The 21998-nt window shown below is 56.3% G+C and carries 17 protein-coding genes; 7 read left to right on the top strand and 10 right to left on the bottom strand.

Annotated elements, in window-relative coordinates; genetic code table 11:
- Positions 1 to 96: 96 nt before the first annotated feature.
- The 3 genes from HY868_08235 to HY868_08225 are packed head-to-tail and all read left to right on the top strand — an operon-like array spanning position 97 to position 5292.
- Positions 97 to 885, top strand: coding sequence for a class I SAM-dependent methyltransferase (locus tag HY868_08235; GenBank protein ID MBI5302109.1), 789 nt, complete (start codon positions 97 to 99; stop codon positions 883 to 885).
- Complete coding sequence (locus tag HY868_08230) at positions 882 to 2810, top strand: hypothetical protein (GenBank protein MBI5302108.1); 1929 nt, start codon at positions 882 to 884, stop codon at positions 2808 to 2810. The genes HY868_08235 and HY868_08230 overlap by 4 nt, the downstream gene beginning before the upstream one ends.
- 52 nt (positions 2811 to 2862) lie before the next feature.
- Entirely contained in the window at positions 2863 to 5292 is a 2430-nt protein-coding gene (locus HY868_08225; protein MBI5302107.1) for a hypothetical protein, read from the top strand.
- An 8-nt stretch (positions 5293 to 5300) separates the two neighbouring features.
- Here the strand turns inward: HY868_08225 and HY868_08220 are convergent, their stop codons facing one another.
- Positions 5301 to 6029, bottom strand: a complete 729-nt coding sequence (locus HY868_08220; GenBank protein MBI5302106.1) for a 4'-phosphopantetheinyl transferase superfamily protein — start codon at positions 6027 to 6029, stop codon at positions 5301 to 5303.
- Between the two features lie 241 nt (positions 6030 to 6270).
- Here HY868_08220 and HY868_08215 point away from each other — a divergent pair, with 241 nt between their 5' ends.
- The 3 genes from HY868_08215 (at position 6271) to HY868_08205 (ending at position 10560) form a co-directional block, all read left to right on the top strand.
- Positions 6271 to 6873, top strand: a complete 603-nt coding sequence (locus tag HY868_08215) for a HupE/UreJ family protein (protein ID MBI5302105.1) — start codon at positions 6271 to 6273, stop codon at positions 6871 to 6873.
- 376 nt (positions 6874 to 7249) lie between these two features.
- On the top strand, positions 7250 to 8872 hold the full coding sequence (locus HY868_08210; GenBank protein MBI5302104.1) for a hypothetical protein: 1623 nt from the start codon (positions 7250 to 7252) through the stop codon (positions 8870 to 8872).
- 380 nt (positions 8873 to 9252) lie between these two features.
- A complete protein-coding gene (locus HY868_08205; GenBank protein ID MBI5302103.1) occupies positions 9253 to 10560 on the top strand; it encodes a hypothetical protein in 1308 nt (435 codons plus the stop codon).
- Positions 10561 to 10737: 177 nt separating this feature from the next.
- Here the strand turns inward: HY868_08205 and HY868_08200 are convergent, their stop codons facing one another.
- The 3 genes from HY868_08200 to HY868_08190 all read right to left on the bottom strand — a co-directional run bounded on the left by HY868_08200 (position 10738) and on the right by HY868_08190 (position 12943).
- Positions 10738 to 11796 carry a hypothetical protein gene (locus HY868_08200; GenBank protein MBI5302102.1) on the bottom strand — a complete coding sequence of 353 codons (1059 nt, stop codon included), beginning with the start codon at positions 11794 to 11796 and terminating at the stop codon, positions 10738 to 10740.
- 170 nt (positions 11797 to 11966) lie between these two features.
- Entirely contained in the window at positions 11967 to 12719 is a 753-nt protein-coding gene (locus tag HY868_08195) for a hypothetical protein (protein ID MBI5302101.1), read from the bottom strand.
- A 53-nt stretch (positions 12720 to 12772) separates the two neighbouring features.
- A complete protein-coding gene (locus tag HY868_08190) occupies positions 12773 to 12943 on the bottom strand; it encodes a hypothetical protein (protein MBI5302100.1) in 171 nt (56 codons plus the stop codon).
- Between the two features lie 340 nt (positions 12944 to 13283).
- Between HY868_08190 and HY868_08185 the strand changes: the two genes are divergently transcribed.
- Positions 13284 to 13664 (top strand): hypothetical protein, encoded by a 381-nt coding sequence (locus tag HY868_08185; protein MBI5302099.1) that lies wholly within the window; start codon positions 13284 to 13286, stop codon positions 13662 to 13664.
- 87 nt (positions 13665 to 13751) lie between these two features.
- Here the strand turns inward: HY868_08185 and HY868_08180 are convergent, their stop codons facing one another.
- The 6 genes from HY868_08180 to HY868_08155 form a co-directional block, all read right to left on the bottom strand.
- Positions 13752 to 14351 (bottom strand): sigma-70 family RNA polymerase sigma factor, encoded by a 600-nt coding sequence (locus HY868_08180; protein MBI5302098.1) that lies wholly within the window; start codon positions 14349 to 14351, stop codon positions 13752 to 13754.
- Between the two features lie 11 nt (positions 14352 to 14362).
- Entirely contained in the window at positions 14363 to 16891 is a 2529-nt protein-coding gene (locus HY868_08175) for an ABC transporter permease (protein ID MBI5302097.1), read from the bottom strand.
- Between the two features lie 27 nt (positions 16892 to 16918).
- A complete protein-coding gene (locus tag HY868_08170) occupies positions 16919 to 17794 on the bottom strand; it encodes a hypothetical protein (GenBank protein ID MBI5302096.1) in 876 nt (291 codons plus the stop codon).
- A gap of 75 nt (positions 17795 to 17869) precedes the next feature.
- Complete coding sequence (locus HY868_08165) at positions 17870 to 19645, bottom strand: S8 family serine peptidase (protein ID MBI5302095.1); 1776 nt, start codon at positions 19643 to 19645, stop codon at positions 17870 to 17872.
- 167 nt (positions 19646 to 19812) lie between these two features.
- A complete protein-coding gene (locus HY868_08160) occupies positions 19813 to 20646 on the bottom strand; it encodes a thioesterase (GenBank protein MBI5302094.1) in 834 nt (277 codons plus the stop codon).
- A 39-nt stretch (positions 20647 to 20685) separates the two neighbouring features.
- Complete coding sequence (locus tag HY868_08155; protein MBI5302093.1) at positions 20686 to 21987, bottom strand: MFS transporter; 1302 nt, start codon at positions 21985 to 21987, stop codon at positions 20686 to 20688.
- Between the last annotated feature and the right edge of the window lie 11 nt (positions 21988 to 21998).

Here is a 21998-nt window from a genome sequence, read left to right as displayed (position 1 = left end):
AATCTCCGCCCCCACCCTGCCCTCCCCCGCGCGCGGGGGAGGGTTGGGGAGGGGGATTGCTTCGCAAACGGCGCTCGCATTGACAGAATTGAACTTATGACTCGCAAACTCAAACGCACGCAAAATTTTGAACTGACGCTCGACCTCAAGAACGAAAATTTCATCGCGCCGCCGCGCGCGTCGCAACGCAATTGGCTGTTGAACAAGGCGATGGCGGAATTCGCCGACGACCTGAATCAACTCGATCAACTTGCCGCGCGCTTTGTGCCCGGCGCGGAAAGCGTTCACATCGCAGAACGCGGCAACGCGCCGCTCGCCGATGACGAAATCATGGAAGACTGGCAAATTCCGTTGATGCGTGCGATGGCGCAGATCGCCACGCAAACGCACGGCGACGTGCTGGAAATTGGGTTCGGGCGCGGCGTGTCGGCAGAATACATTCAAGCGTGCGGCGTCACATCGCACACGGTGGTCGAGTGCAACGATTCGGTCATCGCGCGGTTTCACGCATGGCGTGCGAAATTTTCCGAACGCGACATTCGCTTGATTCAAGGCAAGTGGCAAGACACGGTGGCTCAATTTGGAATGTACGACGGAATTTTTTTTCACACGTTTCCGTTGAACGAAACCGAGTACGTCGAGCAGGTGTTGAACAGCGTGACGTTCGCCGAACAATTCTTCCCAACCGCATCCGCGCATTTGCGCGACGGCGGAATTTTCACGTATATGACGAACGAGATGGATTCGTTCAGCCGCGCGCATCAGCGATTGGTCTTGAATCACTTTCGCGCGTTCGAACTCGCGCGCGTCAAACTGACCCTGCCGCCCGACCTGCGCGATACGTGGTGGGCGGATTCGATGGTCGTCATCAAGGCGGTCAAATGAGCCAATTGTCCGAACGACTCGCCGCGCTGTCGCAACAACAACGCGCGCGCCTCGCGCAAAAACTCGGCGCGACGCCGAACGCGAACGCGAGCAAACAACTGGTTGCGTACGTCGTGTTCAAAAACGGCGCAGACGCGGGCGACCTCAAAAATTTTCTCGGCGCGCGACTGCCGAATTACATGCTGCCCGCGCACATCATCGCGCTCGACGCGTTGCCGCGCATGCCGAACGGCAAAGTGGATCGCAAGGCGTTGCCCGATGTCGCGGCGACACCTGCCGATGCGTCCGCCGCGCTCGTCGAGCCGCGCAACGAAATCGAGAAACAGTTGGCGCAGATTTGGTCCGAGGTGTTGGGTCTCGAAATAGTCGGCATTCACGACAACTTTTTTGAAATCGGCGGCGACTCGCTGGTGTGTATTCAGATCGTCGCGCGCGCGCGGCGCGCCGATATTTTCTTTACGCCGACCGACGTGTTCGATCATCCGACGATTGCCGCTCTCGCCGCGATTGCAACCGCATCGCAAAAGCAAACTGCCGAGCAAACATTAGTGATCGGCGCGGTTCCGCTGACCCCAATTCAGCATTGGTTCTTCGAGCACAATCTCACGCGACCGCAACAGTGGAATCAAGGTTTCTTGTTGCGCGCGAACGAATCGCTCGATCCCGCCCGCGCGCGCGAAACAGTCGCGCAACTTTTGAAACAACACGATGCACTGCGCGCGCGGTTTTGGCAAGCCGACGGAAAATGGCATCAGGAATTTTTGGGGATGTTGGCGGAGATTCCGTTCGAACCAATCGCGCGCGATGAACCGGTCGAAAAAATCGCGACGCGTTTGCATCGCGCACTGAATCTCGAAACAGGCGCGCTGATTCGGTTCGCGCAGATTGGCGCAAGCGAATTGTTGATCGTTTGCCATCACCTGGTCGTGGACAATCTTTCGTGGCGCGTGCTTTTGCAAGATTTCGAAACGATCTATCGCCAGGCGCAACTTGCGCCCAAGACGACCTCGTTCAAACAGTGGAGCGAACAGCAAGCCGCGCACGCGGAATCACCGGCGCTGATCCAGGAGCGCGCGTTCTGGCTCGATGCGAAATTCGGCACACGCGCAACCCTGCCGCGCGATTTCGACGCGCGTGCGGACAACTCGGTGCGTTCGGCGCAAACGGTTACGGTCGCGCTCGATGCCGAAGAAACGCGCGCGCTGATGCACGACGTGCCGCCAGCATATCGCACGCAGATCAACGACGCGTTGTTGACCGCGCTCGCGCGCGTGTTGGCAGAGTGGACGAACGCGAATTCCGTTTTGCTCGCGCTCGAAGGACACGGACGCGAATCGCTCTTCGAGGGCGTGGATGTCTCGCGCACGGTTGGCTGGTTCACGACGGTGTTTCCCGTCGCGTTGCAAGTTGAAGCGCACGCGGATTGGGGACAAACACTCGTTGCCGTCAAAGAGCAACTGCGCGCGATTCCGAATCACGGCATCGGACACGGCATCTTGCGTTACTTGTCGCGCGACGCCGAGACGCGCGAAAAATTATCCGCGCTCCCCGAACCTGAAATCGTGTTCAACTATTTGGGACGCTTGGACGAAACGCAACACGCGCGCGGCTTGTTCGAGCCAGTTGCCGAGTCGGTCGGCGAGGCGCGGCATCCCGACGACGCGCGCCAATATCTCATCGAGATTAACAGTTACATTCGCGACGGCGCGTTTCACGCGGTCTGGACCTTCAGCGAGAATGCGCATCGCGCGGAAACGATCGCACGACTTGCCGCGCGATTCGCGGACGCGTTGCGGCAATTGATTCGACACTGCCAATCGTCGAACGCGAGCGGCGTAACCGCGTCCGATTTCGCGCTCGCATCGCTCAACCAAAACGACCTGAGTCAGATCGCAAACGCGCTGGCTGAGGTGGATGGGGAATAGGTGTCCAACCTGGCGAAGGTTTTAAAACCTTCGCCAGGTTTCCAATCAACGTATGAAAAACGTTCAAGACATTTACCCGCTCTCGCCGATGCAAGAATTGATGCTCGTCCATTCGCTCGGCGCGGCGCAATCGTCGGTGTTGTTCAATCAACTCGTGTACATCGCGCGCGGCGCGTTGGATGTGGATGCGTTCGAACGCGCATGGCGCGAACTCGTCGCGCGACACGCGATTTTGCGGACGGCGTTCGTGTGGGAAAAGTTGAAAGAGCCGGTTCAGGTCGTGCGCGAGTCGGCAACGCTCGAATTTGAAAAACACGATTGGCGCGCGACGCCGGCGTCGGACCACGAAAAATGTCTGAATGAATTTCTGGAGCGCGACCGCGCGCGCGGATTCAAACTGACTCACGCGCCGTTGATGCGCGTCGCGTTGATCCAGATCGCGGACGATGTGCATTACCTGGTGTGGAGCAGTCATCATCTCATACTCGACCGTTGGTGCATTCCGCTCGTGTTGAACGAACTCGCCGCGCTCTATCGCGCGCAGATGCACGGCGAAGCGATACCGCCGGACACGCGGCGACCGTTTCGCGATTACATCGCTTGGTTGCAAAAGCAAGACCGCGCGGCGGCGGAATCGTTTTGGCGCGCTGAATTACGCGAAGTGAAACCCACGTCAATTTTGCCGCCTGCCGCCGGCGCGAGCGAGTATCGCCACGCGGAACGCGCGCTCGCCGAATCCACGACGAAAGCACTGCGCCGACTCTCCGCGCAAAATCAACTGACGCTCAACACGCTCTTGCTTGGAATGTGGACGCTCGTGTTGAGCCGTTGGTCGGCAAGCAACGACCTGGTGTTGGGCGTCACGGTTTCAGGTCGTCCGCCTGAATTGCCCGGCGTCGAGACGATGCTGGGATCGTTCATCAACAACTTGCCGCTCCGCGCGCGCTGGCGGGATGACGACGCGGTGTGGACATGGCTCATGCAACTACAAAGAAAACAACTCGCGCAGAGACAGTTCGAGTATGTTTCGCCGGTCGCGCTGCAAGAGTGGGCGGAGTTGGACGCGCGCGCGCCGCTCTTTGAAAATCTGTTTCTATTTCAAGCCGCGATCAAATCGGCGCAGGCGAACGCGCTCGATTTGCGTCCGTTCAAAGGCGGCTTGACGACGAATTTTCCGTTGACGTTGGCGGCGATGGATGAAGGCGAACGTGTTTTGCTCTGGCTTGGTTACGACGCGGCGCGGTTCGATGAAAACACCGCGACGGAAATTCTGACGCGTCTGCAAAGTTTGCTGGAGCATCTGGCGAACGATGCCGCGCAAACGGTGGGCGCGTTGGCGCGGCGGATCCCCGCCGATAAACCCTGGCGCGCGCACACAACCCCATCGCGCGCGACCCAGGTTCCGGCAAAAATCGAAACGGTGAGCAACAGCATCGAAGCGCGTTTGCTCGCGTTGTGGAGTCAGGTCTTGGGAAAATCGGCGATCAGCGCGAACGCGAATTTTTTTGAACTCGGCGGCGCTTCGTTGCAGGCATTGCAACTCATCGCGAAAATCGAAAAGGAATTCGAGCGGAAATTACCGGTCTATGTGCTTTTTCAAGCGCCGACGATTCGCGCGTTGGCGCAGGCGATCAGCGACGGCGTCGCGCCGAGTCCGTGGCAATATCTCGTGCCGATTCAACCGGCGGGCACGCGTCCGCCGTTTTTCTTGGTGCATCATGGCGCGGGCGGCACGTATGGTTTTGCCAACATTCCGCGTTATCTCGATCCAGCGCAACCGCTGTACGGCATTCAAGAATCCGGGGGGCGTCCCGGCGAAGCGTCACCCGCAAGCATCGAAGCAATGGCGCGCGAGTATGTGCGCGAGGTGCGCGCGGTGCAACCGCGCGGACCGTATACGTTGGGCGGATTTTGTTTTGGGGGCATTGTCGCGTTCGAGATGGCGCAACAGTTGCAACGCGCCGGCGAGCAAGTGAAATTGCTCGTGCTGGTGGACGCGACGAGTCCGGATTTTTCGCCGAACGCGCCGCGCGCCGAACGCGCGCAGAAGCACGCCGCGCGGATGGCGACGATGAATGGGCGGCAAAAAATCGGATACGTTTTGCGGCGCATCGCGCGGCGCGTGTATTGGGAAACGCGCAATCGCGTTTATGCCGCGCGCGATGCGGTGTGGATGACGATTTATCACATCAACACGCGTTTGGGATTGCCGGTGTCCGGGAAGATTCGCGGCTTGTACCATTTGCAGTGGAACGCGCAATTGCTCACGCGCTATGCCGCGCAACCGTATCGCGGCAACGCGATTCTAATTCGGAGCGAACAACCCGACCTCGCGTTGGATTACGGTTGGAACGCGTGGATTCAAAATCAAGTCACGCTTTGCCCGATGCAAACGCAAGATCATCTGGGAATGTTGATGGAGCCGCAGGTCAAGGCGTTGGGCGAGTATTTACAAAAGCATTTGAACAATGGGCGTGAGTAAATTGGCAATTACTCGAACCGCCAGCACCGCAACTCGCGTTCGCGCGCTTGAATCGCGATAGCGCCGACGTACCCTGGCGCGGGTTCGAGCGCGAAGAGCGACCAGCGTTCTGACGCGAACGGATCATCGCGCGCAAACAACAATCGCGCCGGTTCGCCGGGCGCGAGCGTAACGTCGAATTCGTCGAGCGGTTGACTCAGACCTTTGCCGATCGCTTTGATGTACGCTTCCTTGCGCGTCCAACAATTGAAAAAACCGCGCGTGTGTTGATGGGCGGGCAGTGCGCGCAACGCGGCAACTTCGCGTGGCGAAAAAAATCGCGCGGCAATGTCGGCGCGGTTCTCAAGCGGCTTGATGAATTCGACATCCACGCCGATGGGCGCGTGCGCGGTGATCGCGCAGAGCGCGAGATTTTCGGAATGCGCCAGGTTGAAACGCAGAACGGGCGTGGGTTGAATCAATTCCGGTTTGCCGAATACATCCGTAGCGAAAGCCAGGTCTGGCGGCGCGATGCGCGTATAGCGCGCGAGAATCAAGCGCACACTTGCGTGCGCGACGATGAACCGCGCGCGATGTTCGGGAAAATGAAATGCCTGAGCGCGCGCGCGTTCATCACGTGAGAGGAGCGCGCTTAAATCATCCGCGCGCGCAGACGAATCGAGCGTGATGCGCCACACGTGAATCTGGTTGGGTTCGAGCGTTAATTGATTTGGAGGGCGTTGCCAAGCGTAGGACATTTTGTAGACTGATTATACAATTTTTCGCATTCAAAAGAAACCTGGCATCATCGTAGGGGTGTGCGTCAAGTTTTTGGGTGGTGAAAAAACCTTGCGAAGGTTGAACGGCAATCCTATTTGATTTGTCGTCAAAACCTTTGCAAGGTCGAGTGTTCCAAAATTTTGACGGACACCTTCATCGTAGTGTGGGCAGCTCGCCGCGCGACGATGGGTACACCCACCAAACCACACGGAGGGAAAAATGTATCTCGTGTTCACGATACTCGGTTCGATTCTTGTGCGCTACGCGGCATTCGGGTTGGTCTTGGCACACTCTGGCTCGGTTGGCAATGCCATCGAAGGATTTTTGCATCCGCTTCTCGGCATTGACCACTTGCTGGCAATGATTACCGTCGGCATGTTGAGCGCGCAAATGGGCGGGCGCGCGATCTGGACCGTGCCGACGACGTTCGTGAGTGTGATGGTGATCGGCGGCATCCTGGGAATCGCCGGCGTCGCGGTGCCGTTCGTCGAGTACGGCATCGCGTCGTCGGTCGTCATCCTGGGTGTCGCGTTGCTGACCAAGCGGCGCACACCGGAAGGGATTGCGATGCTGTTTGTCGGCTTGTTCGCGGTGTTTCACGGACACGCGCACGGCGCGGAGTTGGGGACGGTGAGTGATGTGATGCAAGTGATTGCGTACGTGCTCGGCTTTATCGTCGCGACGGCGGGCTTGCACGTCATCGGCGCGCTGCTGGGATACATCGCGTTGCGAAATTCGCGCGGCGCGCTGATCTTGCGCGTGTCCGGCGCATGCATCGCGTTGATGGGCGTGTATTTCGTTTCGACGGTGGGCGCGGCGTAACCTGGTCGGACCCTACGAGGTTGTCTTAAGTCTCACGCCAAGCCGCAAAGAGCGCCATTTTCTGTTCTCTTTGCGCCGTTGCGTGAGAAACCAGCGCCCCTATTTAACATACTCTAAGGGTTTACAAAAGCCAACCTTGCGAAGGTTTTGCCGTCAAAACAAGTGTGGTTTGCAGGCGGCAGGCGTGTCATTAATTCCTTCATCCGCGAATCTCGCGAATCTGCGCTAATTTTGTTTTTTATTCGCGTGATTCGCGTGATTCGCGGATCAATTAATGATTTTGGCGAAGGTGTTGATTAAGCGACACGTTTCTAATCAACCTTCGAAAGGCATTTCGCCGAATTGTTAAAAAGCTCTTAGGGTCTTGGGAGAGTCTATGGAAGAACTTTACGATCCACTCGCGCTCGAAAAGAAACTCGCGCCGAAACTCAGCCACGCCGAGTACATTCTGTTGCTCGTGATCGCGGTGATGTTGTGGACGGCGGGATTCGTTGACTTGTTTACGCACACGACTCCCGACGGACAAATCTTCGGTTTGTACTCCGCACCGTTTTTCATTCTGCTCGTGCTATACACGTTGGGGTACGCGTTCTGGTTCGGCTTGATCGTGCCGCGCGATAGCATTACTTGGCTCAAGCGCGGGCTTGCGTACATCCAGAATCACGCGGCAGTCGGAGTCACGATTCTCGCCGCGCTCGGCGCGATTTTGTTCACGATGTTCGTGTGGGATCAATGGCTGTCGTACCCGTTGCTGGCAGCCGCGATGCTGATCTTGATCGTCGTCGTCGTCGGCATGATCTTGCTCGCCAAGCCAGAGCCGCACGTCAAGATGCAAAATTGGCGCAAGGTCGTGCTGGTCGCAGCGCTGGCGTACCTCGGCGTCGAGGGCGCGTTGCAAATCGGCGCGCTCTTCAAAATTCTGCCCGCGCAAAACACATCGGGATTGTTCGTGCCGCACGGACGCGTGTATCAAAATCGCGAAGGCGCGGCAAATGGGCTGACGAATCGGTACGGCTATTACTATCCGCCGTTTCGGCTCAAAGCGGACGCGCGCAAAATCGTTTTGGTTGGCGATACGTTTGTGCAAGCCCTGCAAATTCAGCCCGAACAAAATATGGGTATCGGGTTGGAAAAGCAAATCCGAAAAAATGAACGCGATACCGAAGTGCTGGCGATCGGTTTTCCCGGCTATGGTCTGGGGCTGTACGCGGATCCGATTCTTTATCCGTACATTCTCAAGCCGCTCAGTCCGAACGAAGTCGTTGTCGTGTTTCATCTCGTGAATGATCTACAAACTCAGACTGCGTCGGCGAACACGATTCCGCAGTTTAGCGTGGACGATCAGGGCAATGTCGTGACTCATCCGGACGATGTGGTCACGCGGCACACGCTTCAACACGTCGTCATCACTGGTTATGAACCGGTTAAACCGGTGCAAGCGCTGCAAAGCCAGTTGTTCACGCTGACGTTGGTGGATTCGCTATGGCGCGGTTTTCGAAATCAGCCGCCGCTCGTGCCAACGTTCCCCGCGAACACCGACAGCGCAACCGATACCGCGCCATTCGGCGCGAGTAGTTTCGTGTTCGAGCGCGAGGGTAGTGCAGCGTCCGCGCGTTCAATGGCAATCGTAAAAGGATTGCTCAAGAATTTCAAACAGCATCTCGATCAACAAGGTGTCAAGATGCGCCTCGTTACGATTCCGTACTTTCCTGCGGCGTTCTATCAACAATATCAAGGACGCGCTTGGTCGCCCGCGCTGGGCAAGTACGATGTGTTTCGACCGGAGCGCGAACTGGGACCATTCGCGCAAGAGAATGATATTGCATTCTTGCCGATGGGACAGTTCATTCGCCAAGCGGGATTGAACACGGACGAAATCAAAGCGTTGTTTTACAAAGATGGGACCGGACACTTGACGCCGCAGGGACATGCGTATTTCGCGCAAGCGATGTATGCGTGTTTTTACGGCGCGGATCGCGGTGCGTGTGGAATCGAATAGCGCGTGAACACGCGCGTTTGCACGCGACTCTCCAAAAAGAGTCGCGTGTTTTTTTTGTGATGGTAAAACGCTGATCTCTCATCCCATTGAAAGTTGCGCGGTTCAGCGCGCTTGCGATGAAGATCAATGGGAAAATTCAGCGAAAACTGAATGGCTATGTCGTGACATTGCCCGATGGCACGGCGCCGATTTATTTTCTCGTATCCAAACAGGCGCTTGAACGTCGTACAAGTAGAGAGAGTGTGTCGGAATTTCTGCGGCGTTAATGAGCGGTTGAACTTTGTGGGTTTGATATGTTCCAGTGGCACAGAAAACTTGGCAAGTCTTCGAATGTTTGGCTTGAGCCAGAGCTACACAAGACGCTGGCGTGTTTAGACGCTGTGCCGGAACGAAATCCGCACGCTGCTGCGCGCGGTCGCGCCAGGTTTCTTGCCACCGCCGAATCCCTGCGGCAACGTTTGCCGCAGACGCGCCATGCCGATCACCCAGGATGGCTGGTTTGGTTCGCGCCAGTGGGACGTTTTAATCTATCGCCGTTGAAAATTTTGCTTGTCGTTGTAGCAATCGTTTTGGGCAGCGGCAGTGCGAGTGTCTACGCGGCGCAAGATACGTTGCCCGACAACCCATTCTATTTCGTGAAAATCTGGAGCGAAGATGTTCAGCTTGCGCTGATTGGCGATTTGGAAATGCGCGCGAATCAATTGCTCAAGCTATCGGATCGTCGCGCGCAAGAAATCGCCGCGCTGAACGCGAAAGGTATCGCACCCGGCGCGGCGGTTTTTGTGCGCCAGCAGGATGAGATCGAAAACGCGCTGGTCCTCGCGGCGAACTTGGATGACTCGGCAAGCAATCGTGTGCTGGCGCGTGCGCGCGAGACGCTTGATCAGCAACTGCAAAACATGTCGGACGCGACAACGCCGCCCATTGAGCAAGCCCGCGAGATGATTGCCCACCGGCTCGCGTTGACAGAATTAGGATTGGCTGACCGCGAGGAATTTCGCGCCCGGGTGCATGGGGAACTGAAACCGGCAACGAGTCCCTCTTCGAGTTTCCCAACTGGATCACCTTTGCCGACACTCGCACGCGCCACCCCGCGCGCGACGACTATTCCTCCGGCGTTGATCGTTCCCCCAATCCCTTCGCCCGTGAGGACGAGCGCATGGCATACGCCAGTCGTTGACGCGACCTTGATTTCGCCATCGCGTACAGCTACGCCTGCGCCGGTGAATCAACCAACGCCAACGGCGGTTCAGATTCCAACGCATTCACCAACATTGCGGGTAACTCGAGTGCCTTCGGTTGTGATGACCCCACCGAGTTTTCCAACCTTCCCAGTATTTCCGACCTGGTCGGTCATGCCGACCTCGCCGAATATTCCAACCGTACCTGCCGCACAAACACCGCGCAGTTTTCCAACTATGCCGGCTTTCCCGACTTTTCCGGTTGTGCCGACCTCATCATATATTCCAACCGTGCCAGTGATCCCGACCGTACCCGCCGTGCAAACACCGCGCAGTTTTCCAACACTGCCGGCTTTCCCGACATGGTCGGGTGTGCGTACACCATCCAACTTGCCTACGTCGCAACCACCGACCGGCAAAGCCACGACTGTGTCGCCACCGGCTAGTTCGCCCCAGCCAATTCCAACTAAATTGCAATCACCACCTTTGCCAACGTCCGGGCATTAGCGAATCAATAAAAACGTGACGCCGCAATCGAATCACTGCGGCGTCACGTTTTTTTAGCGCATCATTTTTTCTCATCAAGCCAGAAAGGATGGTTGAATACAACATCTCCAGTTGTTGCGACGATTTGAGAATTGACCTTTGGCAACTTCACTATACCGTCGAATGCCATCGAAATGGCTACGGTCCAACGGCGCTCGTCTGTCCGAATGGCGAACTCGTTGTTCCGCCTGTGCCCATGACTCGAAGCTGAACCGCGTTGATACTGCCGTCCGGTTGGATGTACCCTTTCACTTCGACGATCGAGCCAACTCTGGCAGGACCATTGAGGATTTGGGTCTGGCTGGTCACGTTCACTTGCAACCCGCTGACCATCCACGTGCCCACCGTTCCAGAATTCGGCATGCTCTGGACCGTGCCATAGAACTTGATGTACTTGTTGACTGGCGGAGGAGACGTGTTGGCTCTCACTTCGATTTCTGTTGCGTTCACCGAGCCATTGGCTTGGGCAATGCCTTTCACCTGGACAAAAGCACCCACCTGAGCCGTGGCGCGTGTCTGGTCAATTTTTGTGCTGGCGGAGACGTTCACTTTGATTCCGCTGACACTCCACTCGCCGACGAGACCACCACTCGGCAAACTCTCGATCTTGCCAAAGAACGCAACGGGTTTGCCTTGATTCTGCGGCACAAATACGACGGTGATCTCGATGGCATCCACAGACTGGTCATTCTTGAGCACGCCTTCTACCTTGACAAACGCGCCGACGACAACGTTGCCCTTGGTCTGATCAATCTTGGTCGTGTTGGCGACATGGACGATGACACTTTGGTTTACCGCTACTTGCACAGTCCAATCGCCAACTAGGTTGGCGGCGGCGGGCAAGACCTTGACGATGCCAAAGAACTTGGTTTTGTCGCCAACTCCGGCGACGACGGTAATGAACGTCCCATCTACCGAACCATCGGGCTTGGGCCACCCTTGCACGGCGACGAGCGCGCCAATGCTGACCGCGCCCTTTTGTTGGTCAACCACCGTACCGCTCGTCACATGAACGATCACATTGTTGACTTTCCAATCGCCAATAAAACCGGGCGTGTTCGGCAGACTTTGAATGGTGCCGAAGAAAAAGGTGCCAACGTACTCGTCCGCTTGAGCAACTGGGACCGGCAACAAACCGATTGCGATTGCCAGCAAGAAAACTAGTCCCAACCATCGCATGTGCTGATTAACTTTCATCGCTTGACCTCCTTTGATGGCAAGCCGAGTAATCACGTTCCCGCGCATTTCGAGCGAGTGTCTCAATGGTGGGTCTGGTGTAAACTCGCTCTATATATTATGACGTGGGATGACTTGGCTGGTTACTCTGTAAGCGGGAGGTGAGTGCTTGCGTTTCTTCGCTCGCCATTCTACTTGACGCTGAAACTTGATGTCTGAGCAAGAATGCTGTTTGAGTAGATTTCGACACGATATGTACCCGTTAGCGTGATGGGACCCTGAGTGAAATCAACGAACGTATTTCCAGACTCTGTGATCCACTCGATGGGATTGGAGATTTGGGTGTTGGGCGGCGCGGCGTTGCCGACATCAACAGCGTACCATACCGCTTTCACTTTTATTTGAGCCGGCGCATTTTGCAAAGCAACTATGGCGTGCACGACCGCGTTGCGCGGGAATACGGTCGCCACGTTAACCGGTGACCCGGTAGACAAATCAACTCCCTGCGCCAAGGTTACACTTTTGATGAAGCTGGGTGGCTGGGTGGCAGATGGCGTGGATGTGCGAGTCACGGTAGGTGGGAGTGCGGTGGGCGTTGTGGTAAAAGTGGGTCTTGCCGTATTGGTCGCCGTCGCATTGGGTTTCACGGTACTTGTCGCCGATGTGACTATGCCTGGTCGCATCGGCGGAGTTTTCGTTGGGGTCAGTGGTGACATCCGAGCCGACGTGGTCGGTGTGATAGGAAAGGAGAAAAGAGGCGTCTCTGCCGGGATCGCTTCAGTTGGTATGGGAATTAATGCGATGGCTTCCGGCTCGGTATCGGTTGCGATAGGCGCTGGCTCTGCCGGCGCAATTTCGGCGCGCGAAAACACTTGACAGGCGAGCGCCGGCAGAATCAGGAGCAATAGGTTTGGAATTAGAAACAAAAGCACGCGGCGTTGCATTCTTTCCTTCGTGCCCTCCGGATGTACGGTGCGCTTGGGTTGCGCGTGCCGGCTTACTGGCATGCGCTAACGACCACATCATCAATAAAGAAATTGGTGGGATCACTCGAATCCGTATTCGCGACAAGGACGATTCGCAGCGTTTGTCCGGCGTACGTCGGCGAAATCGGAATCACTTGTTGCACCCACGCTGAATTTGCATCGCCATCATACAATGTGTACACCGTCTGCAACCAATTTCCGTTTGCGTCAGTGATTTGAACATGAAGACTATCGTTGATGAGAGGGGCGGACTCGCTAGTGTTCACGTGCCACCAGAAACTAACTTGGAGGGTTGTCGCGCTGGTCGCCACGGTGAATGTTTGCCACACGCTCTCTTGCACTAAATTAGCGCCGCCCAACCATGCCTTCCATGTACCCGTGTGAGTGGGGTTGGGTTGAGGGATTGGTGAATTATCGAGGATCTCACTCGATTGACTACTACTAACTTGCCAGTACAAACTGGGTGACCCCGCTTCAAAACTGCTATCGCTGACAAGTTGTGTTATCGTGCAGGTGGTCCGAGTGCTTGTCGGCGTGCTGGTGGGGGGGTGCGTTGATGTGTTCGTCGGAGTACTGGTGGGCGTGTTCGTCCGAGTGCTGGTGGGCGTGTTCGTCCGAGTGCTGGTGGTTGTGCTGGTGGGCGTGTTCGTCCGAGTGCTGGTAGTTGTGCTGGTGGGTGTGTTCGTCCGGGTGCTGGTGGTTGTGCTGGTAGGCGTTTTGGTTTGGGTGGGAGTTGACGTAGGCGTACGAGTCAACGTCGGAGTACCTGTGTGTATGGGTGTAGTTGTTAGTGTGCTGGTCGGAATTAGCAAAGGCGTTCCATCGCGTTGTACCATTGGCAGGAAAACAACATGGGTGGCTTCCGCCGCGCTTGCCATCTCAAATGAATTGGGGATGGATTGAAACAGCGAACCGACATAGACCAAACTCAAACTGAATGCCATGAGACACAAAACAAAGCGGCGCATGAATCCTCCTTAAAGAGCATCGTCACACACCGTTGCTCTCGCCGTTGTGCAAAACCTGACGCAGTGTTAGTACTGCGCGGTGCTGTAGCGCTTTGATTGCCCCAGGAGGTTTGCCCAATGCGAACGCGATTTCTTTGTTATCCCAGTCTTCGTAGAACTTGAGCATGATAACCTGGCGTTGATCAGGAGTTAAACATAGCAGAGCTTGCTGCAGTTGCTCTTGTTCACTTGGGTCCGGTATCTCTTCGGTGAAATCCTCCATCAAATATTCAGGGCGATCACTCTCCATGGGCATTGGCAACGCCTCCTGTCGGCGCCACCAATCCGTGATCCAGTTGTGTGCGATGCGATAGATATAAGCGCGCAAATGCTCGCGTGGTCCTTTGCCGTTGTTCATAATATAGAGCAGACGACAAAAGACCTCGGCGACACATTCTTCCGCCAGATCGGCGTTGCCCAACAAGCGCGCGGCATAACGATACACACCTGTGCTGTATTGATCGTAAATATCTGCCAGGGCTTGATGCTCCAGTTGACGGGCACGTCGTAAAAGCTCTCGTTCAGCAATCACCGTACATTCCCATTCGCCATGTCTTTGGTTCGGCATGGCGATCATCGGCATGTCGCCACGCCTCATTCATAAACGAGCACCTCGCGGACAGTCAGGCGCGAGGCGCTGTACGCTGGCAAAAAACTCGAAGCGGCGGATAGCCCCATGACAAGGATGAGCCAGAGTCCCATGCCGGTAGTCGAAATCGTGTACTGGAGGGCAAGTTGCAAGACGGCAAGTCCCACGGCATCGCTGAGGAGATTGCCTAACGGAATCGAGATGAGGATGGCAATCACGCCGCTCAGCATGCCTACAAAAATTCCTTCCGCCATAATGATTCGTCGAATCGCGCCGTTCGACGCGCCAATCGCGCGCATCACGCCGATTTCGCGTGTGCGCTCCAAGACATTCAACGACATCGTTCCCATCAAGCCGAGTCCGCCGACGAGAGCCATCAGGGATGCCATCACCAACAATAAAGCCACAATGATGTTGAAGAAAAGTTCATTCTGTTCGCGAATCTGTCCACTCGTAATGCCGCCGCCCCCGACGCGCATCCCAGCTTGCCGGTAACTTTCCTCCAATGCTTTTTTGATTTCAATTTGGTACGCCGTGTCGTGTCGGTCGGTTACCACTTGAACACTTGCCGCGCGTCCCACTTGCCCGACGATGCGCGCATAGTGATCATAGTTCACGTACACGTTGCCGATTCCCGCGCCAAAACGACCAAGCACCGGCATGATGCCGACGATGCGCCAGGTCGTTTCGCGCCCGCGAATTTTGAGCACAAGCGCATCGCCCACCTGCAGGTCTGGCTCGGCTTTGACGACATCGGTGCTAACGACAATTGCGTTTTCATCTTCAGGCAATAACCAACGACCCTGGGTTACGTTGGGTTGCAACATTGCCGTTTGTGCGGTGGGCGCGAACAACGTAATCGCATCACTTTCGCTGTCGTCGGCGCGCAATCGGCGAACGGTATCAAAGCCCCAGGATTCCGCTTTGACAATGCCCGGCACACGCGCGGTTACTTGCTCAATCGCATCAATCCGGTACGGATGCGCGAAAGGAATCAAGACGTCGAATTGCCAGTATCCCAGCGCCTCTTCGAGTGTCGCTAACATCGAGACATGGACGTTGAGAACAGAGACAAAGATGGTTCCGCTGAGAACCAAGGTCAGCAGTGTAAGGATCAACCGGGCTTGGCGGCGAAAGGTGTTCCGAAAAGAAATTCGCATCGGGCGCGATAGACCGCGCACGTGCGCCAACACACGATCCAGTCGTCCTGCGCCGACTGCGCCCTTGCCCAGACCGTACTCGTTGATGGCTTCGCGGATGGTGAGGTGCGTCCCGTTCCAAACTGGGATGATCGCCGCGACCAAGGGCACGAGTAGACCGATGCCAATTTCGATGGCGAGGACGGCGGGCGAAATGTCGAAATCGGAAAAGTCTACGTTGACAAAACTCGCCAGGTACAACGTGGTCTCGCGTGCGACGAACGTTGATGCCGGGATCGCGATGCCCAATGCCAATACGCCAAACAAAAACACCATCAGCAAATACATCGCGGCGATCTGGTGGGTGCGCGCGCCGATTGCCTTCATCATGCCAATTTGCCGGACTTGCTGCGCCAGCAACCCGGAGATGGTATTGATCACCAGAAAGCCACTCAGGAACAACGACATGAATCCCAGCAAATTCAAAATCAGCAACATTCCGACAAATAAATCCTGCAAGGGATGTTTGCCCGGCGTTGGAATTTCTGTGGCATACACCGTGCGTCCGCTGGATTCGATCTTGTTGCGAACTTGGTCGGCGATGCGAGTGATGTGGGCTTGGTCTAGCCGGTTTTCGGCGACGATGATGTGCAATGTGTCGGAACGACGCGATCCGGTCAACCATTCGAATGTGCCCGGCGTAATGTAACCAAACGCCGAGTTGATGAAAGGCGCAGGCAACTGGGTGGACTCGTGCGCGAGTCCGGCTAACACGAGTTCGCGTCTCTCGCCGCCGGCGGATAACTCGATCTCAATCGTTCTGCCAACTCGCGCGTCGGGCGGAACGAAACCTGGGATAAGCAGCGACGAACGCTCGAGTACGACGGCGCGATCCGGCGGGGGCCAGTTTCCGCGTTCGGCTTGAAATTCCGAATTCGCCGCGTACGCGCCTTGGGGAATTACCTTGTTGATGCGAATGTCGGTGAAATCCGGAATCGCGTACAGCCACAAGGATTTCCATTCGTCCGCGCCAATCCGCACGCGCACGACGACGGTACTGCGCGCTTCCACATCGCCAACTCCAGGCAGTCGCCGTATGGTCTGGACTAGATTGTCGTCGAACGCGTCGGTGTACAACGTGGCGCTGGCTGGATTGGCTTGCGGGTAACTGAGTGCCAATTCTTGCGAGATAATTGTGAATGTTTGGGTGACGGTACCAACAGCAAACACGCCGACCGCAATAGACAACACGACGAGAAAGGTCCTCAGCTTGTTGCCCCAAAGATCGCGCAAGACCTTGCACCAGCATGGACTAACGAATCGCGACAGTCCTGGTCTTGGACGTGGCAATTCGAGCGAGACTGGCTTGATCGCGCGCTCCGCCAGACCCTGCATGTTGACCTCGCTTGTGCCTTGTTTGCGCTAGATGGATTTGGGCGTTGACCGGTTTCGTCGCCGAATAGATACAATGACGCCAATCCACAAAATGGTCGCGATGCCGGCGAGTGCGAGCGTGATGATCTGGCGATTCCAGGCATCGTCGCTGGCTGATCGAAAACTTGAGAGAGCAACCCGCGTGGGCGTGCCCCCGGCGACGTTGTACACTTGGAGGGGGGTGGTTTGATCAATATTCGTGATCGTGACCGGATTCCACGGCAAGGATGGGATAATGAGGATTACTGTGGCAAATCGAATGTTGACCAAGCCACGACAGTTGTTCGTATCCAAATCGTCCGGCGGTAGATCGGTTACCGGCACGCGCCATTCGATAAAGGCAGTCGAGCCAACCCGTTCTCCAAATTCCGGTCCCGCCGCGCCGGTGCCCGGCAAGATATAGCATTGACCACTTTGCGGGTAACTCCCCTGGCACACCGAGGTCTGATCGTTGTACGAATTTCCGAGCAAATACGTAATCATGCGGTCGTGCGCCTCGTTGTCGAGTCCGTCTCGGTCGCAGTCTATGATCGCGACCACTCCGCGTTGCGCATTGCCCGAGACATTCAACGCCGGCGCGGTTCGGGTTTCGACCATAAAGTTGAGCGACGATGCAGTTGTGGTGACCGCGCTCACTGCCACCCAGGTATTGAGAATGTCCTCCGTGCCGGTGATAACATCGCTCGCCGGGTCGGTTTGGAACACGGCGACGGTGTTCCAGTCGGCGGTCGAGTTGTCATTGGTGTTGATCGGGTAGAACGCCGCTGCGACGACGGACACCGTTGCCAACAATGCCATCAGCAGATTGACGATGATGAAACTGGTTCGCAAGGTTCGATTCAAAGTGCGTGTTTGGGTAAACATAGCGTCCTCCTTTTTTCAGGGTCGAGGAGGCAAGGAATTCCCTTGCCTCCCAACATCGTCCATCCCAACTCAAAACTAGCGTGTCAGCGGTCGCAGTGCATCCACCAAACCCGCCCCATAAGCATCTGCATCAGAAATGGGGTTGCCGCCGAGATGGCAGTACCCATCTTTGCAAATCAGCCCAGTCAGGTCGCCGGCAGATTTATCCGTCGCACTCAGGGGCGGAGTGACGTTGCCGGTCATTTTTTGCGCTCCCCGTTTCATCAGGAGCACCAAGAGATCAGCGTCGCGTCGCGCTGCCGGGTTCTGGCTTGCGACCAATGCCAGTACCGCAGAGACGTGGGGTGTTGCCATCGAGGTGCCCTGGATCGTCGAATAGCACTCGTTCGGATAAAAGATGCTACTCGTCGTCCAGTAATAGCAGGGTATCTGTGTTGACCAGTTCGAAGTGATGCTAAAGTCTTCCCAGGCATTGTAGCCGTCGGCAGTAGTTGCCGGATACCCCGGTGTGCCTCCACGATCCCAGGCAGGCAGGTTGAATTTGCGCGCGCCGCCGGGCGCTGCCACATCAATGCGTGGTCCATAGTTGCTATAGTACGTCAGTTGATTTTGCTTTCCGACACCGATCGGTTGGTGCGCATCGCTCGCCGGCTTGCAGGTGGCGCTGCTGCCGGTCGAGTTCGGGGGGCAACTCGGCGATGAACCATTGACAACATTACCGGTCGCGGCGACATCCACTACACCTGGCACACCGCCCGGAATCTGGAACCAGCCAAAGAAATCTTCCGTCACCGTCGCCCCAGGAGCGGTCAAGATACCGTGGCTGAGCACGATGCCGCCCGGACCGATGCGCGCGTGTTCGTTGCCTGCCGACGCGACGATGACCGTCCCTTTGAGGCGAGCATACGCCGCGGCGAGCACGTACTGTTTGTAGATCGTTTGCTGTTCGGGGTCCTTCAAGTCCAGGTATCCACCGAACGAGATGCTGACGATGTTGATGCCATGGTCAGCAGCATAGAGGAACGCATCCAGGATGGTGGAGTCGTACGCATAGCCGCACCATTGGGCGATTTTGAGCGCGACGAGTTTTACGTTTGGCGCGATGCCGTTGATGCCCACACCGTCGAGCGAGGCGGCAATGTTCCCGCCGATCCACGAACCGTGACCGTTCCAGTCGGTCTTGGCTGGTCCGCCATATTGACTCGCCAAGTCCGCATCCGAAACCCCAAAGTAATACTTGCAGAGCGGCGGATCTTCATTCACCGTCAAGTCCACGACATCCGCGATCCGCGCCTTGAGTTCCGAGTGTGTGAAATCCAAACCCGTGTCGGCGACCCCAACTTTTACGGCTGGATTCCCAGTTGTGATCTTCCAAGCATCAGGCGTACGGATTCGCAATACATTCCACAGCAAGCCGGGCAGGTTGTACGCCGGATCCGGGTTGACGGGCGGTTTGATCGAGTTTTGACTCGCGCCCAGGTTGATGCGCTGGCGGAACTCGGTCGTGCCATAAAGTTCTGCCTTCATTTCCGGTCGAATAAGCTTTTGCACGCGATCCGGCGCGACCCCAGCCGCGTGGGTGCTTGCTTTCAGTTTATCCTTGAAATTACCCGGCGCAGAAACCACCAGCATCTTGATGGCTGGCATTTCGCGAATGATCTTGCCCCCAGCTTGGAGTGCTTCGGCGCGTAACGCGCTCAAGTCAGCGTCACTCTTGGCGACGGCGATAAAGCGCTGACCCGCGGCAACTTGCGCGGCGTTCGCGGTGGGAGCGCCACCAAAACTGAGCATGATCATCGCGATGAGCATCACCAGCCCCACCATGACAAGCCATTTCTTCTGCGAATACATTCTGTCCCTCCTGTAATTGAAAATCTTCGGTTTCTACTCTTTTTCACAGTTCATTCGGATTCGGTTGATCGCGTGACCTCCTTTCGCCGGTCACATGGGTGTCGCCGGCAAGATCGAACCATCGAGTCGCGAGTTGGTAAATCTAAAGCGATACGCCACAAATGGATTTAGGGCGCAATGTGATCGGCGGTAGTTGCCACGGAATATCTGAAAGCATTTGCGTTCTTGTCCAGACCATTGGCTTGGATGATGGACGCCAGTTCTTGACCGACCATACGCAATACCGATGCCCGCGCGGTGTTGATGAAAAAATGGTCGCCCGGGAACATGCGTACCAAAAATACGGCAGTGGTCTGGGCGCGCCATTCTTCGATCTCTTTGCGACTCACGTACTCATCGTCCAAGCCGCCAAACGCAGAAATGGAACAATCCAACCGCGCGTCCGGCGAATAGGTGTATGTTTCGCACGCCTCAAAATCCGCGCGTAGAACCGGTAAAACGATTTGCAACAGTTCGGCGTTTTCGAGTACTTCCGCCGGGGTTCCTTTGAACTCACGCAGTTGCGCGATGAACTCGGCGTCCGGTAATTTATGAATCGGTGGATTGCGGTCGGGAATGTGCGGCGCGCCGTGACCAGAGACAATCAGGTGAACCGGGCTGACGTGATGATAGCGGCGCAAATAGCGCGCCAGTTCGAAACTCAACAATGCACCCAAGCTATGTCCAAATAGCGCGAATGGCTTGTCGAGGTGCGGTAACAGCGCGTTCGCAGTTGCGTGCACGAGCGACGCGAGTCGTGTGAACGGCGGCTCGCCGATGCGCGTGCCGCGTCCAGGGAGTTGCACCGGGCACACCTCGATGTCCAGCGGAAGGTCGTCTTGCCAAGCATGAAACAACGCGGCGTTACTGCCGGAGTACGGAAAGCAAAACAAACGGAGCCGCGCTTGCGGAACTGGGTGCGAATGCGCGAACCACGCATTCGATTGAATAAGATTGCTCACAATCGTTTTCCTCTCCTTTGAAAAACCAATCGTGATGAATTAGTGAACCGATACCGCTGGGTTGGGCAACGGTTCAGGAACTAGATGCTCGCGCTCGAATGCCAGGTAATTTCGAAATTCGCGACTGAGCGAAACGAGGATGGACAGCACGAATAAAATCGCTCCACAACTGATATAGATGAGCGCGATGTCATGTCCAAGCGCATCGGCGATCACACCGGTCATGCCCATCGCGATAGGGGTGATACTGCCTGCAATCGTCGCGAGGAATCCAAACACGCGCCCGCGAATATCACCCGGCGTGGTGATTTGTAAAAGCGTGGTGATGAGAATGCCGACAAAACCTCCCACGCATCCACCCAGCAACGCGAGCGCGAGCGCGGTGTACGGGCTGTCGGCAAAACCCAGCAAGCCGTACCCAAATGATTCGAGGATGATCATGCTCACCATCACACGACTGCGCGCGTTGCCCTCCAAACGGATGATCCCTGCGAGCACATACCCAATCACGGAGCCAACCCCGTACGCCGCGAGCAAGAATCCGTACCAATCCACGCTGACCTTGAGAAAATCTTCGACGTAGAAAGGCAATAGCACGATGATGGGCACCGTGAAAAAATTCAAGAACGCGGACACGAAAACGAGTTCACGCAAGCCATGTGTGTGCCACACATAACGAAAGCCATTCATCAAATCCACTTTGAGTATCGTAAACTGCTTTCGCCAATCGCCGGCTTCGGCGGGTATTTCTTGGGGAATCCGGATGAACAGGACGCACGCCGCAGAAAACAAATAGGTCAACCCGTTAATCAAAAAGAGTATTGGCGCACCCAGCAAACGAAAGAGCGTGCCGCCAATCCCTTGCCCAAAGAAAACGGCGATCTGCGCCGTGAACTGACTCAGCGAGTTGGCGGTGGCAACCCGCGTTTCGGGAACGAGGTCGGGGATTGCGGCGGACATGGCTGGGTTGAAGAAGGAACTGACGACCGCGCTAACGAACGAGACGATGAACAGCCAAACGAGCACGATGTCGGTTGATTCCGGCGCGACGAACAACAGCGCGGCGAGCGAAAGCACGGCGATGCCATTCAAGGTCTCGCTTACCAAAATAATCGCGCGTCGCGAGTACCGGTCGGCGAATGTTCCGCCAATCGGACCCAGCACAATCCCCGGCAAATTCGACAACATCAGCATCAATCCCATCAAGGTCGCCGAATCGGTTGCATGCTTGATCCAGAATAGCATCGCGATCTCGAACGCTTGAATGCCCAAGCGGCTAACCGATTGCCCTTGCCACAGCAGAAAGAAATTTCGATTCATCAGTTTTGCAGGTCGTTGCATTTCCTAGTCCT

The organism is Chloroflexota bacterium, assembly GCA_016219275.1.
In the GTDB taxonomy this organism is placed as follows: domain Bacteria; phylum Chloroflexota; class Anaerolineae; order UBA4142; family UBA4142; genus JACRBM01.
This window is presented reverse-complemented; position numbering and strand designations above follow the sequence as displayed.

Excerpts from the sequence above, each read along its gene's own strand:
- HY868_08155 (MBI5302093.1), bottom strand. The coding sequence starts at position 21,987 with ATGCAACGACCTGCAAAACTGATGAATCGAAATTTCTTTCTGCTGTGG.
- HY868_08195 (MBI5302101.1), bottom strand. The coding sequence starts at position 12,719 with ATGCAACGCCGCGTGCTTTTGTTTCTAATTCCAAACCTATTGCTCCTG.
- HY868_08235 (MBI5302109.1), top strand. The coding sequence starts at position 97 with ATGACTCGCAAACTCAAACGCACGCAAAATTTTGAACTGACGCTCGAC.
- HY868_08220 (MBI5302106.1), bottom strand. The coding sequence starts at position 6,029 with ATGTCCTACGCTTGGCAACGCCCTCCAAATCAATTAACGCTCGAACCC.
- HY868_08165 (MBI5302095.1), bottom strand. The coding sequence starts at position 19,645 with ATGTATTCGCAGAAGAAATGGCTTGTCATGGTGGGGCTGGTGATGCTC.
- HY868_08180 (MBI5302098.1), bottom strand. The coding sequence starts at position 14,351 with ATGCCGATGATCGCCATGCCGAACCAAAGACATGGCGAATGGGAATGT.
- HY868_08170 (MBI5302096.1), bottom strand. The coding sequence starts at position 17,794 with ATGTTTACCCAAACACGCACTTTGAATCGAACCTTGCGAACCAGTTTC.
- HY868_08230 (MBI5302108.1), top strand. The coding sequence starts at position 882 with ATGAGCCAATTGTCCGAACGACTCGCCGCGCTGTCGCAACAACAACGC.
- HY868_08225 (MBI5302107.1), top strand. The coding sequence starts at position 2,863 with ATGAAAAACGTTCAAGACATTTACCCGCTCTCGCCGATGCAAGAATTG.
- HY868_08210 (MBI5302104.1), top strand. The coding sequence starts at position 7,250 with ATGGAAGAACTTTACGATCCACTCGCGCTCGAAAAGAAACTCGCGCCG.
- HY868_08200 (MBI5302102.1), bottom strand. The coding sequence starts at position 11,796 with ATGAAAGTTAATCAGCACATGCGATGGTTGGGACTAGTTTTCTTGCTG.
- HY868_08215 (MBI5302105.1), top strand. The coding sequence starts at position 6,271 with ATGTATCTCGTGTTCACGATACTCGGTTCGATTCTTGTGCGCTACGCG.
- HY868_08175 (MBI5302097.1), bottom strand. The coding sequence starts at position 16,891 with ATGCAGGGTCTGGCGGAGCGCGCGATCAAGCCAGTCTCGCTCGAATTG.